The following is a 15969-nucleotide window of genomic DNA, read 5'->3' as shown; positions in this document are numbered from 1 at the left end:
ATAGTCAGTAAACTGGGCAAGGGTACGTGTGGAAACATGACCGTCTGAAATGGGGAAGAGGTGCAACCAACCCACCAAACGTTCATGCAATTGCCCTACAGGCGTATCGAGCGTCAACGCATTGTCAGGTTGGTTCTCCCATAATTCACAGGCGAGGTTTTCTGCCATCAGTTGGATGCAGTTCTCCGAGCGCGCCCACGCCATTTGCAAATGCTCACCTAAGGTAAACGGGTGCACTTTCAGCTCGGGTATGAGTGGCGAGCGGTCACGGGCAGGTGATGTCAGGCAGACAGGTTGTGTGTCAGTATCCAGCATCACCTCGTGCACTGGGTTCATCAACACATACCAATCGACTTCACGCAGACTGGGTATCAAGACATTGGCTATGCGGCTGTCCATCAGGCGCAGAACCACCATTTCGCCATCCAGTTTGACCAATTGCCGGTGTTGCCAGTGGTGTAACTGCGCGTCCCACTCCATCGGGCTGCGGTAAGCCCAACCCCAACTGTTATCACTGAAGCCTTTGCGGTCAAGCAGTTGCCCCAAGGGGACGGCAGCGCTCGGTTTCAGCTTCACCAACCATGGGCTTTGTGCGATTAAATGTGCCAGAGGGGTGCCGTTATACAGCGGAAACGCCTGCTCAATCCAATCGTTAGCAAACAGCACGTCGGTGGGATTAGGCTGTGCCAAGGTATTGAGCAGTAAATACACCGGGTCGCGGTGAGGCTCACTCAGCCACGTTGTCCAAGGCGTAGGTCTCATGTGTTACCTCCGTTGGGTTTCATCACCCAACTGCCCGCGGCTTGGGCTTGCATCGCACAGTACGGTTTGATGGGGTACGGCGGTGGCGCAAACGGGGCTACGCCCTCGGGGAGCTGAAGATTGACCGCTTGCCCTGAGCCGCCCGCACTGTCACCAATCGCCACATTACCCGAGGTAAACACGTTGCTCGGGGTGATACGTACAAAGCTCCCGCCGACTTTAAGGGTAATTTCGGTCGCGGCTTCAATCACCACTTTGCCTTGGCTGCTAAGGTGAGTTTCTTGTCCGCTTTCACTGACCAGTGCACCATCGACTTGCTGATGGTAAGCCCCCAGCACTTGCTGAGAAACATCGCCTTCGGTTAGGGCTTTTTGTGTACCTTTGACATGCAAATGGTCATCACCAGCAATTTCAGTATAGCGATGTTGGTCAATACGCTGTTTACTGTCTCGTTGAATATGGGTGTGATGGTCGTTTTGAATGTGCACATTCATATCACGCTGCGCGTGAAGGTAGACTTCTTCTTGTCCCGCGTTGTCTTCAAAACGCAATTCATTAAACCCTTCGCCTTTGTGAGTACACGTTTTAAAGGTAGTGCGGGTTTTTTCGTGGGGTAAATTTAACGGCGGTTTGTTGCGCCCGTTATAGGTACACCCCGTGACAATTGGCCTATCAATGTCCCCATTCAGGTAACTGACTAACACTTGTTGTCCGATGTGGGGAATGCTCATAAACCCATAACCATTGCCACTCCAGCCGTGTGACACCGGCACCCAACAGGAAGCACTGTGGTCGGGGGTACCACGCCGGTCCCAATGGAAATAGACCACCACTTCCCCTTTGCTGTTGGTGTAAATTTCCTCCCCCGGTGGCCCGACGACAGTAGCGAGCTCATCGCCGTCAGCGGTCGGTTTGTAGCGATACGGCGGACGCCATTCTTGCGTACCTGGAATAAACGACACGCTGTTCGATAACTGCGTCCCTTCGCCACCACTGTTGTCGGCAAGGGGTTGGACACCACGGTGTGATACTCTCACCACTTGCCAACGGTCATTCATGCGCGCATTGGGGTGATTGGTTAAGGTAAACATCTTACCGGGGTGCAAAGCAAAACAGTTGGTGCTGGCGTGCCCCATTTGACGGTGCACTTGGGATTGTTCATAACGAATTTGGTTAAAGGCCTCTCCTTGTGCGTCTTCTTGGAAGCGGCCGTAACTTTCAAACATTTCGTGCTGTTGGTGTGCGTCACCGATGACTTGATGACTCAGCGGGTGAGAAGGCCGTACTGAATTATAATCTTTATCAATACGAATATCGCTGCACAACTGCTCGGCGTAGTGCCAGACGGTCGCCGTGCTGTCGGTAATATCGGTATCGGATTGCGGGTTATAGGTAAGGGTAGCCCCCGCCGTCATCCCTAAATGACGGTCGCTGTAAAACAGTTTCGTGCCTTCCTCAAACCAAAAGGTAATGCCTTCTTCGGCGGCAAGGCGGCACCAAAAGTCATACATGGTTTCACGTTTTTGGGTGACATAAGCACGTTCAAGGTGCTCTTCGGGGTGATACAGCAACTTGTCGTTGGGAATATGCGCTTCATCTAACAAGGTGTGCAATATCTTGGGTACCGTGGTGTCTTGGAAGATACGGCTGTCTTGTTTGAGCGTCATCACCCACATTTCGGGGCGTATCACTAATCGATACCACGTTTTCACCCCGTCAGTGTTCAAATTTTCGGCACTGGCGAGTAACCCTTGCACCTGCCGAATTTTTTTGCCATCCCGTTTCACGGTGAGGGAAGACATACAGCCCAATATCGTTTGAAAATCGATATCCGGCAGAGTGCTGACCGCCACAATCGACAAAGTAAACAATTCAGAGAGCCCTTCTTGCAAATCGAACTCCGTGACTTGAAACATCTCCTCGGGAAAGCCTCTAATTTGGCAGGAGAACACTAAACCTGAGTTAAACTCACCACTGTATAATCGCTCTAACGTGTCCTTATACTGGGCAATATGGCGTCGCTGTTCTTCAAAGGTTGCCCCTCTCACCTTTCCAGCGTCAGGCGGATCTAAACGAGAAGCCGGTTGTTTGGCAGAGGCATTGAATTTTTGAGTCGACATATCGGCTCCGTTTGATTGTCTATTGTGCTAAGGCAATTTCATTGATGCCACTGAGTTCCCTCTAGAACGGTGAGCAAACCTTAGCAGTACCCAACACTGAATACTCCCATGAGCCGTGTCGCTTAAGCATTCACGATCATGAGGAAACAACACATAAATTTATGTTAAGTATGCTACAAGGCAAACTGTTCCCTGTAAAAATTTAAAGGTAACTATTTGTAATTACGCATTATTGATGTAGAAATTAGGCATGTTCACATCAATAAAAGAATAAACGGACACCTTCACCTTGTTTTTTGCTCGGTAAGTATCTTTTACGAGCCTTATCACTGCGGCACTGCGATAAATAAAAGCACTCGGGGCACCATGTACGGTCTTTCACGTGGGCGGGTGCCGCTTCCCAGACATGCCCTAAACTACTAGATTGCCATGTGCAGCCGATAAGATAATTTCTAAGCTGCCTATATGGCAGTGAACAGTTTCTTTTCCTATATCTGCTCACTTGATGATTTCTAAGCTGCCTATATGGCAGTGAACTAGACTTTATCAAACAAAAAATAAGTTACAACAGACAGTTAACGGTATTTTTGCAAAAATACCTTCTTTTTTACCGTCTATTGCAACTTATTGTTTTAACTTTAAATTTTAAAAGAGCAAAAAAACAAGGTCAAAAGTGAGGGACTGTTGCTAGTTTTATATCACCCGTAACTGGCTGACTTAAGCCATAACAATTAAATGAACCGGCTTGTGGCTGCTCCGCTGAAATACATTTAATAAATAGCGGGAACGGACGATACCCCCTCTCTTCATACCGTGATTTAGTTTGTTGGCTTTCAACCCATAAAAACGGCAAACGGCTGTGTGCTTTCTGCGGTTTTTCGTTTAATTGCGCTAAACAAGTCTCAACCGATAAACCTGATTTAGTTGCATATAATTGCGCTTTCTTTTGCCTATCCAGTTGAGTACGCTTTTCACCCTTTATATGCTGCCGTACATAGCTAACCGCCGTTGCATGTTCAGGCACCAATTGAATGGATTTGATATGCACATAATCAGATAACCTTTCCAACCAATGGCTGATATTTAACTGCATCAGAGCTTGTTCAGTTTTTGCCAGCAAACGCATTTTTTTACCTAATCGAAAACCAACACTGCCATACTCAGGAAACGCAATCGCAATCGTGCTATCCCCTGCGGCTGATTTGTTATCAACAAGGGCGATATGGGTTTGCTGATAAACTTTTTGCCATAAAAAATCTAAAGGTATGGTTGGATCAGGTAATAAAGTGATCTCCTGATAATAGTTCATAGCTCACCTTACTTGTCGCTTTCACCAAAGACACCACCACGAACCAGCACTGCCATCACATAGTGTTCATCCTCAACATGCGCTAGTTTTTCACCTCTAGCCCATTTGTCGAAGTGAGTATAAAAATCTTGCTTCGCACCAGGAGTACGATAAGCCGTACCAAGGTTCGTGACTGCACCATAAGGTTCAATGGCAATTGCACCAGCACTATTCACTTCATCATCATAAGCGGGATACCATGTATCAATAGATCGTAGCGCATTACCTACTTTTTGTGAGTGCATCGCCGCATGGTTATTGACGTGATAAAGGATTTTGCTCTTATTACCTTTGCCCTTATCCATGACCAACTCTTCACTTGGGTAAACTTCTTGTGCCTGCCCAAGCTGCGCATAAGTGGTAATTTCAAGCAACAATGCACCATCACTGCTGGCTAATGCCGCGGCAATTTTATTGCCTAATTCATTGACTTTTTTGTCTTGTTTGTCAAAATTACGGATACTGTACTGCGTTGCATCAAATGTCCATTGTTGCTCTTGCCCTGCACTTAATACTTTAACTTCCACTTCGATTTTCTCTGCACCGACTCGGTTACGCCATAAAAAACGGGCATTGGCAATATTATGTGCATAACGACGACCTAACTCACGAAAGCCTTCTTTTTCAATATAGTCTTTAGCGGCTTTGGTATAGCTTTCTTTGAAAAGAGCGTTATTACACGCAGAAGGGGATTCGACACCCCCCAAAACTTTAAGGGTAAATTGGTGCTTTAGTGTGTCTTGCTCTGTGCCTAATGCACATGCATCAACTGTTTGTAAGTTTGCTTTCTCAACTTCCGCATTTAATTTTAGTGGATCACTTTTAACAGCGCCTTTTAATCTATTTGAGATGGTTCCGCGAACCGACTTTTCTTGCAGAGCCAAAGGTGTAAATTGGCTTTTATTTTCCCAGCTGGTACCGTAAAAATAACCATCAGATGGAACCAATTTTTTTTCAAATGCCAATACTGAGGCTACATCGTTATTCTTCGCCATTTTTACTCTCCGCTCGTAAAATGTTTAGGTTGAACTTGTTCGCATAAATAGAGGTTATTTTCAAAATCGGATGCATAACACCAAAGTATTTCATCAGGACTCTCAGCTTTATTGATCATTAAAAATTGCCCTAATGTGATAATGCTTTCTGCAAATCGATGTGGGTATTTAATATCGCGTTGATTTTTTGCTTTTCCTAATGGAGAAATGCCTTGAAACCCTGTTGCGATAGGAACTATCCAGCCTGAGGTTTTGCGTTGAGTTTTCCATTCAAACTGTTTCTTTTTAGGATCATCCCCAGTTTCTATTTCAACACACTGGCTATTAACTGTGACATAATCTAATAGCGCATCCATGGCATCTTGCCCTTCTTGCATCGCTTCCATCATTAAGTCGCGACGTTCAATTAAGGCATAACCCGGCATTAAACTATTAAATAATTTGATTTTTTCAGCATTATTGAACTCATTAGGTAAAACATACTGTTGTGGCATCTCAACCGATAAAATATCACCGCCAGCCAGTTTCATTGTAGGAATTAATTCATAGATTTTATTTAACACTGAGGTATTGATTGATGAGTCTTCATCATATTTAATTAATAATGACACATCCAAATGGCACCTTGCCTCTTCAATAAAAGCAGAGCGATTACCGTCTTTATCAAGAGGGTTACCTGTACCAACAATTGAATTAACAAAATCACCGGGGCCCCGATAAGTTTGCAAATTACATTCATGGCTGATTACTGCCAGTGCTTCAAATTGAACATCTAATTCACAATCATTATTAAGCTTACGTTCTAAAGCATGCATAAAGCCGAGCCATGCAGTCATCGCAGGAAAACCAATCGTCAACGGGCTAGATAATGCATTCGCATTAAGGACTTTAAGATGCGCTAGCTTAATAAGGTGGATGGGGTTACTCATCTTAATAGCTCCTTATTTTTAGCTACAACCTTAGCAATGGCGTTAAATTCATCATTACCAAATGACAATGCCTTTTTGCCATTAACTTTGTTATAGCCTGCAATAAATTGACGAGTAATTTCAGCGATTAACACCGATAGCCAATCATCCAGATCATCACGCTGCTGCTGCGCGTTAGGAAATAGCCATATTTGTTGATATTTGGAAAGATTGGTCGGTAAAACAACATCACCTTGTTCATATACACGACGAATTTTCCACATCATGATAATAATGTGATCCACATATTCTTGAATTCGATTATCGCGGTATTCAGAGAAACGATTATTCCTCTGATCTTTTGGTAATGTAATTAACCCATGAAAGGCTTCAAAAGCCTCTTTTACATGCCAAGGGTTAATACAATCTGCAAAGAAATTTTTTGATAGAAGACGTGTTTCCCGTATATTTAATACCGGAGGAAGAGAAGGCAATAAATGCGCTTTGCCTGCATTTTGGTTATTTAATACAGAAATATTTTGTGGCTTAGTGCCACCGAAGCCGATGGTAGTAATACCATAAATTTCTTTAAAACCAATTTCGCTATATTCGCCTTTACGTTTTAAGTCACGCAATGCTTTAGTTTGTTCGGAAAAACGAATATTGTCGATACGTCGGCGCATTTCAAACACTAACCCTGAAGGGGTTAATAATGAAAGCAAATGGTAGTCTTCATTATCCGTCCATACAGGAAAATAAACTTGCTTGATTTTTGAGCTAGTTACCGCGGTTTCATCTGCCGCTGTCATAGCGAGAAAACCTTCTCGCAATGCTTGATAAGTATCGGTACTGACAGTTAATAATGATTTTGCAAGAGATGTATCTTCTTCAATATGCGCTAACAATGTTTTTTGATCTTGCATCTGCAAAGTCAAAAATTTATAAACATCTAATGCTGCGGCATTGCCTAATGCATCAGATTCGACAGCAACATTCCCTGATCGTAAAAAGCCATCATTGGCATATTGTGTATTTGCAATTGTTGCACTGACAGAACCATTTTTATTCTTACGTGCACTGGGGTGACTAAATGTGCAAGGGTGAGTAGAAATAGAAATTTGCCCTGCCCGTTTAGCGGCATTCGGTAACCATTCATCTAGTGAAAAAGCCTTTTCGCACTCTTGCTCTAACTGACTTATTTCACTTTCAGTCATGGAGGCTTTTAAATTCTTTTTAAGCCAACCTTCCTTGCGTTCAGTAAAGAAGGCTTCTATTGCTGGATCAAGCATATTTAGAGGTCCTTATGACTTAAAATTTATTGCTATCTATATATGATGAGAAATTAAATAGTTATCTTTCTACTTTGTAGATCCCCATCTGATCATCATATTGATAATCATGATCATCATTGTCGCGCTTCAAAAAGCTAATCTCACCATACAACCGTGAAATCGACGTGAATTGCCCTTCGTCTTGACTATGTTGATAAATCGATTGCTGATAATTCCTCACTAGCCATAATCTTTTTTTCAACGATTCAGGAAAATCAACACACTGAATACGCAAAATGTCACCTTTTGAAGTCCACTCCCCACTGACTTTGTCATACCGCCAAAAATCGGCTTTGCCTTTATCTGAAAATACGAGTGATAACCGAATGGATTGAGAGTCTTTACGAAAAGGTGCTAATTGCATTGGTATAGCGGTCATCCACCAGCAACCATGGGTATACCCCCACAAATTTGCTGCCGTATTAATTCGAACAGTATCAGAGGGATCTGCGCGTGAAGGCCTTCTTCTTTGCATTCTGACTGGTTTTTCAACTTGCTTCGTTGGGAAAAGGCAGTTGGTTTTCAAAGTATAGCTAATCGATGCATGCTCTAAGCTGGCGAAATTACTCTCTTTAGTGCCCTCAACGTTGGCTGGTTTTTTTATTCGAGGAATTGAATTGATTGATTTCCTTAACTGTTGCTCATCAACCAACTCACTTAAATTATGCGTTTTGAGTCTTATCGCACTGTTTTCATAGCCTGGGCGGCAGAAAACTTTTTCATCTTTCCCCTCAAAGCCTTTCCAGTTGTATTCTAGCAATGCCACATTAGGCTGTTCGATCTCACCTTCTCGGTGGCGACGTACCCGCCCTGATACCTGAATAATAGAACGATATGAAGACGGTTCGACAACCGCCCAATCGAAGTCATGATCACGCCCCACTTCTTCGACTGGTGTCGCGACAAGGATAAAAATCAGCTGCTTAGCCTTACCTTGAGTTGCAATTAAATGTTGACGAATAATAGGATCAGACAGTGCCGCAGGCTGCTCGCCGACTTTTTCTTTGCGCTTAAGCACTTTATCTAAATGCTGTTCTTGTTCATGACGCAGTAATAACACCTGCCGACTGTGATAAGCCATCGTGCGAATTTCAACATCGTCAGGCCATTCACTTTCAAGTAAAAAACGCGTCAATCCAACACAAGGAGAGATATTAGCGACTCGTACTACACCAAATGAAAATTGGATACCCGTTTGCTGATCGGTAAAATGGTGATGTTCATGTTGTGCCAAAATGGCACTTTGAATATGTTCAAAAAAGTGTTGTTGGCTATTTTTTCCTTGTTCAATTGGCATCGGTACAATCAATGCTTTACGCCGAGCAGGTAGTGAGTGTAAAACCTCGGTGCGTTTATCAACAAATTGATCGTGATATTGCTGATATAAATAAACTGAATTCACATCATTTGCCGTGATGGTCGCTATTTTTGTCGTTGATTGGCACTGATCTTTTGCAGGGTTATATTTGCCTTCATCCATCCAGATACAACCAATTTGTAATGGCTGTTGACGGCTTTTGGCATGAATATACCAACCTGATTGATAAGCATGATAATAGGCTAAAGCAGTATCAGGGGTGATGGTTGCTGAAGAGATCATCACTTTTCGTCCGAGCAAGCCAGCAAAGTGGATCAAACGACCAATCGCTTTTAGATCATCATCGCTAAAATCATCCACTTCATCTATCACAAGATCAGACGACATCAAACGTAAACTTGGCAAAATATAACGACCACCACGAGTGGTTTCTGTTGCTCCCATAATATGGTCAATCGTACAGGCCAACACAGGCGCATAAAGTAACGCTCTATCTTTTGCTCTAGTTAATACCGTTGACAGTGCTTCTTCAGGGAGAGAGCCTTGCCACTTATCTTCTTGCCATAAGAGCTCTTCTTCGTCGCCATCAAATAATGTTTCCTGTGATTCAGAACCTGTGTCTTGTGGCTTGTCGTTATCGTCTTTATTATCAGCTTTCGTGTTCTTATCAGAGTCAGCCGCATGATGATGTAATTGAGTGACTGCTTTAGAACCGACTAACACAGCAAGCTCATCTTCTTCTAGCCCAAGGCTACCTTTATATTCATCACCTGTTTGTAGTGTTAATGTCCTAAGCCCCAATGCGAGTATAAAACGTAAACTCTGCTTATCTTCTGACAATGCCTGCATGGTTTTGGCATTCGCTCGAGTTTTACCACAGCCTGTACTGGCCATATTGACAATAAAGTAGCCTTTTATATCGTCTTGTTGTTCACGATATTTATGAATTGTGCTAACAACATCTTCTTGCCAGCTAAATGGCCCTGTGCTGTTTTTATTATGAATTAATGCTTTGATGTCGCCAGCTGTAGGTGGTTCACTTTCAAAAAAAGGTAGTTGTTCCGCCACATCACGAGCAATTTCAGCAACCTTAACCAAGTGCTCATCCAATTTTTGCTTACCCTGTTGGATGGAACCAACTTTATGCGTATTAGCATAAAGCGGAGTTTCACTTTTCCATTGTGGATCCATTTCTTTTGAAGAGTAATTATGATCCGCTAACATGAGGCAAAGGCGTGCATGGCTAGCAATGATTTTCCAACTACCATCTGCCATAGCTTGTTGAAATAAGGGTAGTTGCTGTTTTAAGTGGATCGCAGCCTGTTTAATTGCTTGAGTCCATGTTGGTGACGCACTTAATAAGCCATTTGGGAATTCAAAACACATGCCTAGTCGCTGGTTAAATTCCCGCTCATCATATTTGTTTTCATAGCCCCAATACTGTTCAATGAACTTCATCATATCAGCCAGCGTATTGGCTTCTTTACCGCCTACCTTGCTAAGCAGCATTCGGTCACCATTTTTAGCATCACCCTGCTGCTGTTTAGCATCTAAAAAAGGCAATCGATGGTGCGATAAAATTAACCACGTTAGCAATGATGCCGCATCAGGTAGCCCTGATAGCGGCAATGCCGCTTGTTGATTTTGTTTAGCCCACTGTTGTAGCTGTGATTCATTCCATTGTTGTGTCGCTAACACATCTAGCCAATTTTCATCATTTTCACTATTAGGCTGGCTTTTCACTAATGCACTAAACAGTATTGATGACACCCATTCATGGCGTACAGGATCGCCTCTGCGATCCCGAGTGATGAGTTTATTTTGGAATAAATGGGATGCTTTGCCCCAATCGTGCAGTAAAGCAGCCAATTTCGCAAAAGCTTCGATTAAAGAGAGATATTTCCAGTCGTTTTCATATTCGCTACCCAAAAAGGATTTCTCAGTTCGATTAACAGGAACATACCCTTGCGCATTAAATTTTTTGCGGTTGCCTACCACCCACAGCAGTTGTGTTCGGGAGCGAGAACGGATCCAGTGACAACTGACTGCTGTGCTGCGACTGGCGCTTTTTCTGAGCATTTTTTTAATCGTTTGTAGCCCTTCCTCGGTGATCAGTGTTTGCCATGTGTTATCACCAATCCGGTTAGCAAAGGCATCCAAAACCCGACGTGTTCTTTTTAACGCGTATTTTTCGCACTGTGAAACAAAGGTTACGATCATTGTGTTGGCTCCTGAGTTTGCTGTTCAGAGCCTGTTTGTAGAGCGATTGCTTTAACTGTATCAAAAAGATAATCAAGGGCATGGCTATCAACAAAAGATTGTAAGATTTGCTGGCGAAATTCTTGCTCAGTGGCATCTTCCTTTGCGCAAATAAAAGCCCATGGCAGTACGATGGCATCTTTAATTAAATCTGCAATATCAAATACTAAAGCCCCACGCCGTGTTTTACCATGCATCACCGCAAAGCCATGAGGAATACCAAGCACCCATAAACAACTGGCCGCTAAACCATAGGCTAAGTAGTTACCATGATTTAAGAAAGCATTGGCTTTATCCATTGATTGATGCTGCCGTGTGAAATTTTTTTGCCCCGTATTATTTGCCGCGTACTTATAAAGAGTTTTCGTTAATTGCGCTTCGGTAAGTAATAATTCTTGGGAATTTTTAGCTGCATCGGTTCTGGTATGAAAAGTTTCTAGCGCGCCTTGGATAAGCCTGTCATGATAAATAAAACCTTCATTTTGCAGCTCTCTAGAATTTTGCCAAATTTTCTGTAGATAATTGATACGTGCTTTTTGTAACGATTTAGCTGCCTGTAAACGTTTAACATCATCAAACCAAAACCCCATCCAGCCTTGCAAATATTCAGTTGGCCGATACTCGCTCTGGGGAGTTAACCATTCAACCTCTGTGGCCATATAAAGGGGCGTTCCACCTCCACCACAAAAACCAACTAAAACACCTGCTTGCGATAACATGCGCATCGCCGCCTGAGTCACTGAAGTACCAGTCCCTAGCATCAGAACCGTTGTATTCGCGATTGGAATATTAAAGTAAAGGTTTTCGTTTTTTGCTTCAGTAAAATAGAGCACTCGACCATCTTTTTGCATCACTCGACAATGCTCTAAGTAGTACATATTTGCTCGTTTAGAGTGAAGAATGGTTTTCAGATCAGAAGGGGAAAAATCGTCCATGCAAATGCAGCCTTTCCATTAGTTTGATAAGTTACATTACTATGTTAATACAATTTAACTTATGTGATGTCTATAGCAATTGATGAATGTTACGCATTATTAGGCAATTTTGGGAAGGTGATCGCAGAGTTGATTGTTAAAAATAACTCATTGATTGTATTTGGATTGTCTGAATGTAATGGCCTATTGGTTGTTTTTTAGCAACATTAATACATATTCGAAGGTAATAATTTTTAAGCTGCCTATACGGCAGTGAACCTTTATATTGGATAATCAATTGTATATAAAACTTTCTAAGCTGCCTATACGGCAGTGAACTATTAACTTTGATCACGGAACACTCCGAAGGGTTTCTAAGCTGCCTATACGGCAGTGAACGTATGTTGTCTGTGGGTTTTCCCTCAATTACTTTTCTAAGCTGCCTATACGGCAGTGAACTTAGCTTCTGGAATATCGGCGTTCCAACTTGATTTCTAAACTGCCTATACGGCAGTAAACGCTGGATATATGCTGGGGGTAAGCCGTGGAAATTTCTAAACTGCCTATACGGCAGTAAACTATAACTTACCAGATAAAACTTCTCAGACAACAATTCGTTACCCTTCTTTTGCTTAAAACACCTTCTTTTTTTACCATATTTGCAATTGTTTGATTTTATTACCCATTATTAAGTAGCAAAAAACATAAGGTCAATTAAAGCGAACACTAAATAGAAGCTCTATAAATACAACATTAGGAATACTACATTGGGGGCTATACCCCCAATGTTGAGCCGCCGTCGACAACAATATCTTGCAATGTGATATGACTGGCATCGTCTGACGCTAAAAACAAAATGGTGCTGGCAATTTCATCAGGTTTGGCAATTTTCCCCAATGGAATACCTAACTTAAATTGCTCCGCAGTACCTGAAACTCGCTGCTTAACCGCATCATGGCTGACCCACAACATACGTTGCATATCGGTATCCGTTGAGCCCGGAGAGACTAAATTAGAACGTACCGCACTGCTTGAAAGCTCTAGCCCCACCGTTAAAGCCAAACTTTTCAAAGCTGCTTTAGATGCACAATAAGCACTCATCCCCATACGCGGTAGGTGCGCCGCATCAGAAACAACCGTGACGATTGCCCCACTTTTTTGTTTGCGAAACTGTGCCATCGTTTGTTGAAATAGATAGAATGCCCCATCCACATTGACCGAAAAAACTTTTTTCCAATCTGTCACATCTAATTCATCAGTATTACCAAGCCGTAAAATACCCGCAGCATTGATTAATACATCCAACCTTGGCTGAAGTTGAAATAATCGGTGACATGTTTGAGCAACTTGCTGAGGATCGGCGATATCAATCACTTCTGTCGCAAAAGGATAATTGCCTTGAGTGAAAGCAATGTCAAACCCCGTTACCTCCGCCCCTGCGTTGACAAATGCTAACGCAGTTGCTAAACCGATCCCCCGTCCAGCCCCCGTCACCCACACCGTTTTGTCGCGAAAATTAAATGTACTTTTCATAGCGTTCACATTTTCTGTGACAATAATGACCACCATGCATTAATGCTTGGTTCCTTAGCTAAGCTAACAAAATCAATATGATGATAAGTTTTTCGCCAATAGGAAGCCAAAGACATTATTTGTATTGAATCCAATCCATAATCAATAAGATTTTCATCATCTAAAGGTATGTCAGAGTCATTAAGTAAGGAAAGAACCTGTGAACGCAATACCGCTTTCGAAAACGAGGTTTGTAATAAATCATCAGTCATGATTACGCAACCAGCGCGGCCAGCAATATAATTCAACGACATTAAATGCTCTTCTCGGCTAAAGTCTGCCATCGCATCAGCGACAAAAAAAGGTTTAATATCATGCATAAATGCATCAATCGCTGTCACCATACAACCAATATGTGCATAGATCCCAACGATAATCAGTTGGTTACGATGCCCTTCGCGCATCTGCTGTTCAAGTAATGATCGTTGAAATGCACTGTAACGCCATTTAGGTAAAACAATATCATCGATGGCAGGGGATAAAGCCTTGATAATCGGTTGCTGCTCAGGTGAATTAACTAAACCAGCACCCCATATATCATTAAGCAAAGCGCGCTCCTCATGGCTTTGGTTTTTGGGCTGTGCAGTGTAATAAATGGGGATCCTTTGCTGTCGGCTGAATTGGCGCAGCGCGTTAATATTATTAATCACTTTCGCTAACATCGGGCTGTTTTTGTCCCAGAAATTGACAAAATAGTGCTGCATATCATGGATCAGCAATATCGCTTTATTTGGATCAAACTCCCAATTAACCTTATTGGGAGGAATGTCGTTTATGTTTGGTAAATCATAGTCTTGCAGCTTTGGTATTGCCATTTTCTCTTTCCTCCTGTTTAAGGTTAATTAATTAGCCATTCACGTAATTTTCTTTTATCCACTTTGCCGACAGGGGTCATCGGCAATGCTTCAATAAACTTGATAAAGTCAGGGAGTTTGTACTTAGCAATCCCCTGTTGATTTAAAAAATACCTGATATCTACCGCTCGCAATGGCATTGTTGTCACCAAATAGGCATAACTTTTTTCACCTAATAGGTCATTGTCAATACTGACAAGCGCAGCTTGCGTAATGGAATCATGTAGAAGCAGTAGATTTTCAATTTCTTCTGAAGCAATTTTTTCACCGCCTCGATTTATCTGATCTTTGACCCGCCCATGTACCGTCAGATAACCTTCTGCGCTGATAGAAACTAAATCCCCCGAATTGTAAAAACCATCATCATCAAAGGCTTCTTTATTATATTGCTGGCTATTAAAGTACCCACGAATAGTATAAGGGCCGCGGGTCATTAAACGACCAATCTCGCCACAAGTCAGTTTTTCACCTTGCTCATTTGCCACCCACAACTCATCATCAGGGCAAATAGGATAACCTTGAGTTTGCGTGATTTTTTCCTGTGTATCGTCAAGGCGAGTGCAGCAAACCAACCCTTCCGCCATGCCAAAAACTTGCTGTAACTGGCAATTCATTTCACTAGTAATGCGTTTAGCCAGTAAAGAGGACAACCTAGCGCCCCCCACTTGCAATAATCTCAAAGAAAACAATTGCTGATGACAATTGCGCTCGTTCAGCACTTGTAGCCAAAGGTTTACGATAGAAGGCACTAATGCAGTAACGTTAATTTTGTGTTTTTCAATAAGCTTAAAACAATGATCTGGACTTGGATTATTGGCTAATACAACACACCCGCCAGCCATAAAAACACCTAAAGCCCCCGGTGAGCTCAGGCAATAATTATGTGCAGAAGGTAATACACATAAGTAGCGTGTATCCTGATTGAGCTGGCAAATTTCTTGGCAACAACGAACGCTGTATAAATAATCGTTATGCGTTCTGGGGATCAGTTTAGGCGTTCCGGTGCTACCCCCCGATAGTTGAAAGAAAGCCACTTCATCGGCTGGTGTTGGAACTTTAATAACCTGATAACGTGTTTGTATTATCGCGTCATGCAAACTGTCGGGATCCGCATCGTGATTCAGTAATACTAAGCGCACCGACGTATAGTTAGCACAAAAAGTATTTAAAAAATGGTCATTAACAAATAATGAATGCCGCCTATCGGCGATGAACAGGGTTGGTTCTATTTGTTGTGCATAGGCATTAAGCTCACTACTTTGGTGACTGAATAATGCATTCACAGGCACGACCCCAATCCGTAATAACGCAAAAAATACAATGTAAAACTCAGCGACATTACCTAGCTGAATAAGTGCCGTTTCTCCACATTTAGCACCTCGATGCTGTAGGTAAGCGGCTAAATTATCAATAGATTGATTAAATTGACGGTAGCTAAAGCGGCGTTCCCCATCAATAATTGCTATTGACTCACTATTCGCAAAACTTGTCACAATATTTGTTAAAGGTAAATCTTGCCAGTAGCCTTTCAGGCGATAGTGAGCCGCAAGTTGTTCTGGCCAACGAGTATAGGTAATACACATGATCA

11 protein-coding genes and 1 CRISPR repeat array are annotated in these 15969 nt (G+C 42.6%); all 11 genes read right to left on the bottom strand.

The genetic code is table 11. The features are described 5' to 3' along the window. The coding region (locus tag AC3Z9T_RS20615; protein WP_490127950.1) for a DUF4123 domain-containing protein at nt 1-762 on the bottom strand (762 nt) is incomplete at its 3' end. Next, nucleotides 759-2882 carry a type VI secretion system Vgr family protein gene (locus tag AC3Z9T_RS20610; RefSeq protein ID WP_490127949.1) on the bottom strand — a complete coding sequence of 708 codons (2124 nt, stop codon included), beginning with the start codon at nt 2880-2882 and terminating at the stop codon, nt 759-761. The genes AC3Z9T_RS20615 and AC3Z9T_RS20610, both read right to left, overlap by 4 nt. A gap of 667 nt (nt 2883-3549) precedes the next feature. Then, on the bottom strand, nt 3550-4191 hold the full coding sequence (gene cas6f, locus AC3Z9T_RS20605; protein ID WP_490127948.1) for a type I-F CRISPR-associated endoribonuclease Cas6/Csy4: 642 nt from the start codon (nt 4189-4191) through the stop codon (nt 3550-3552). 8 nt (nt 4192-4199) lie between these two features. Then, nucleotides 4200-5225, bottom strand: coding sequence for a type I-F CRISPR-associated protein Csy3 (gene csy3 / locus AC3Z9T_RS20600; protein WP_490127947.1), 1026 nt, complete (start codon nt 5223-5225; stop codon nt 4200-4202). Between the two features lie 2 nt (nt 5226-5227). Further along, nucleotides 5228-6154 carry a type I-F CRISPR-associated protein Csy2 gene (gene csy2, locus AC3Z9T_RS20595; RefSeq protein ID WP_490127946.1) on the bottom strand — a complete coding sequence of 309 codons (927 nt, stop codon included), beginning with the start codon at nt 6152-6154 and terminating at the stop codon, nt 5228-5230. After that, a complete protein-coding gene (csy1, locus tag AC3Z9T_RS20590) occupies nt 6151-7422 on the bottom strand; it encodes a type I-F CRISPR-associated protein Csy1 (protein ID WP_490127945.1) in 1272 nt (423 codons plus the stop codon). Before csy1 ends, csy2 begins: the two co-directional genes overlap by 4 nt. Before the next feature lie 61 nt (nt 7423-7483). Next, nucleotides 7484-11002: a type I-F CRISPR-associated helicase Cas3f gene (gene cas3f, locus AC3Z9T_RS20585; protein WP_490127944.1), complete on the bottom strand. Its 3519-nt coding sequence runs from the start codon at nt 11000-11002 to the stop codon at nt 7484-7486. After that, complete coding sequence (gene cas1f / locus AC3Z9T_RS20580) at nt 10999-11976, bottom strand: type I-F CRISPR-associated endonuclease Cas1f (protein WP_490127943.1); 978 nt, start codon at nt 11974-11976, stop codon at nt 10999-11001. The genes cas3f and cas1f overlap by 4 nt, the downstream gene beginning before the upstream one ends. A 230-nt stretch (nt 11977-12206) precedes the next feature. Continuing rightward, a CRISPR array of direct repeats spans nt 12207-12534; the repeat unit is 28 nt; unit sequence TTTCTAAGCTGCCTATACGGCAGTGAAC. 195 nt (nt 12535-12729) lie between these two features. Next, the gene (gene dhbA / locus AC3Z9T_RS20575; protein ID WP_490127942.1) at nt 12730-13488 is read right to left on the bottom strand and encodes a 2,3-dihydro-2,3-dihydroxybenzoate dehydrogenase; all 759 of its coding nucleotides are present in this window, start codon (nt 13486-13488) and stop codon (nt 12730-12732) included. Between the two features lie 5 nt (nt 13489-13493). Further along, nucleotides 13494-14342, bottom strand: a complete 849-nt coding sequence (locus AC3Z9T_RS20570) for an isochorismatase (RefSeq protein WP_490127941.1) — start codon at nt 14340-14342, stop codon at nt 13494-13496. A 23-nt stretch (nt 14343-14365) separates the two neighbouring features. After that, entirely contained in the window at nt 14366-15964 is a 1599-nt protein-coding gene (locus AC3Z9T_RS20565) for a (2,3-dihydroxybenzoyl)adenylate synthase (protein ID WP_490127940.1), read from the bottom strand. Nucleotides 15965-15969 lie beyond the last annotated feature (5 nt).

The organism is Providencia sp. 6390, assembly GCF_058148425.1.
The sequence above is the reverse complement of the archived record's forward strand: the minus strand, read 5'-3'. Positions and strand labels throughout refer to the sequence as shown.

What these genes read in the sequence shown, in the direction of transcription:
- AC3Z9T_RS20610 (WP_490127949.1), bottom strand. Translation starts at nt 2,882, where the DNA reads ATGTCGACTCAAAAATTCAATGCCTCTGCCAAACAACCGGCTTCTCGT.
- cas6f (WP_490127948.1), bottom strand. Translation starts at nt 4,191, where the DNA reads ATGAACTATTATCAGGAGATCACTTTATTACCTGATCCAACCATACCT.
- csy3 (WP_490127947.1), bottom strand. Translation starts at nt 5,225, where the DNA reads ATGGCGAAGAATAACGATGTAGCCTCAGTATTGGCATTTGAAAAAAAA.
- csy2 (WP_490127946.1), bottom strand. Translation starts at nt 6,154, where the DNA reads ATGAGTAACCCCATCCACCTTATTAAGCTAGCGCATCTTAAAGTCCTT.
- csy1 (WP_490127945.1), bottom strand. Translation starts at nt 7,422, where the DNA reads ATGCTTGATCCAGCAATAGAAGCCTTCTTTACTGAACGCAAGGAAGGT.
- cas3f (WP_490127944.1), bottom strand. Translation starts at nt 11,002, where the DNA reads ATGATCGTAACCTTTGTTTCACAGTGCGAAAAATACGCGTTAAAAAGA.
- cas1f (WP_490127943.1), bottom strand. Translation starts at nt 11,976, where the DNA reads ATGGACGATTTTTCCCCTTCTGATCTGAAAACCATTCTTCACTCTAAA.
- dhbA (WP_490127942.1), bottom strand. Translation starts at nt 13,488, where the DNA reads ATGAAAAGTACATTTAATTTTCGCGACAAAACGGTGTGGGTGACGGGG.
- AC3Z9T_RS20570 (WP_490127941.1), bottom strand. Translation starts at nt 14,342, where the DNA reads ATGGCAATACCAAAGCTGCAAGACTATGATTTACCAAACATAAACGAC.
- AC3Z9T_RS20565 (WP_490127940.1), bottom strand. Translation starts at nt 15,964, where the DNA reads ATGTGTATTACCTATACTCGTTGGCCAGAACAACTTGCGGCTCACTAT.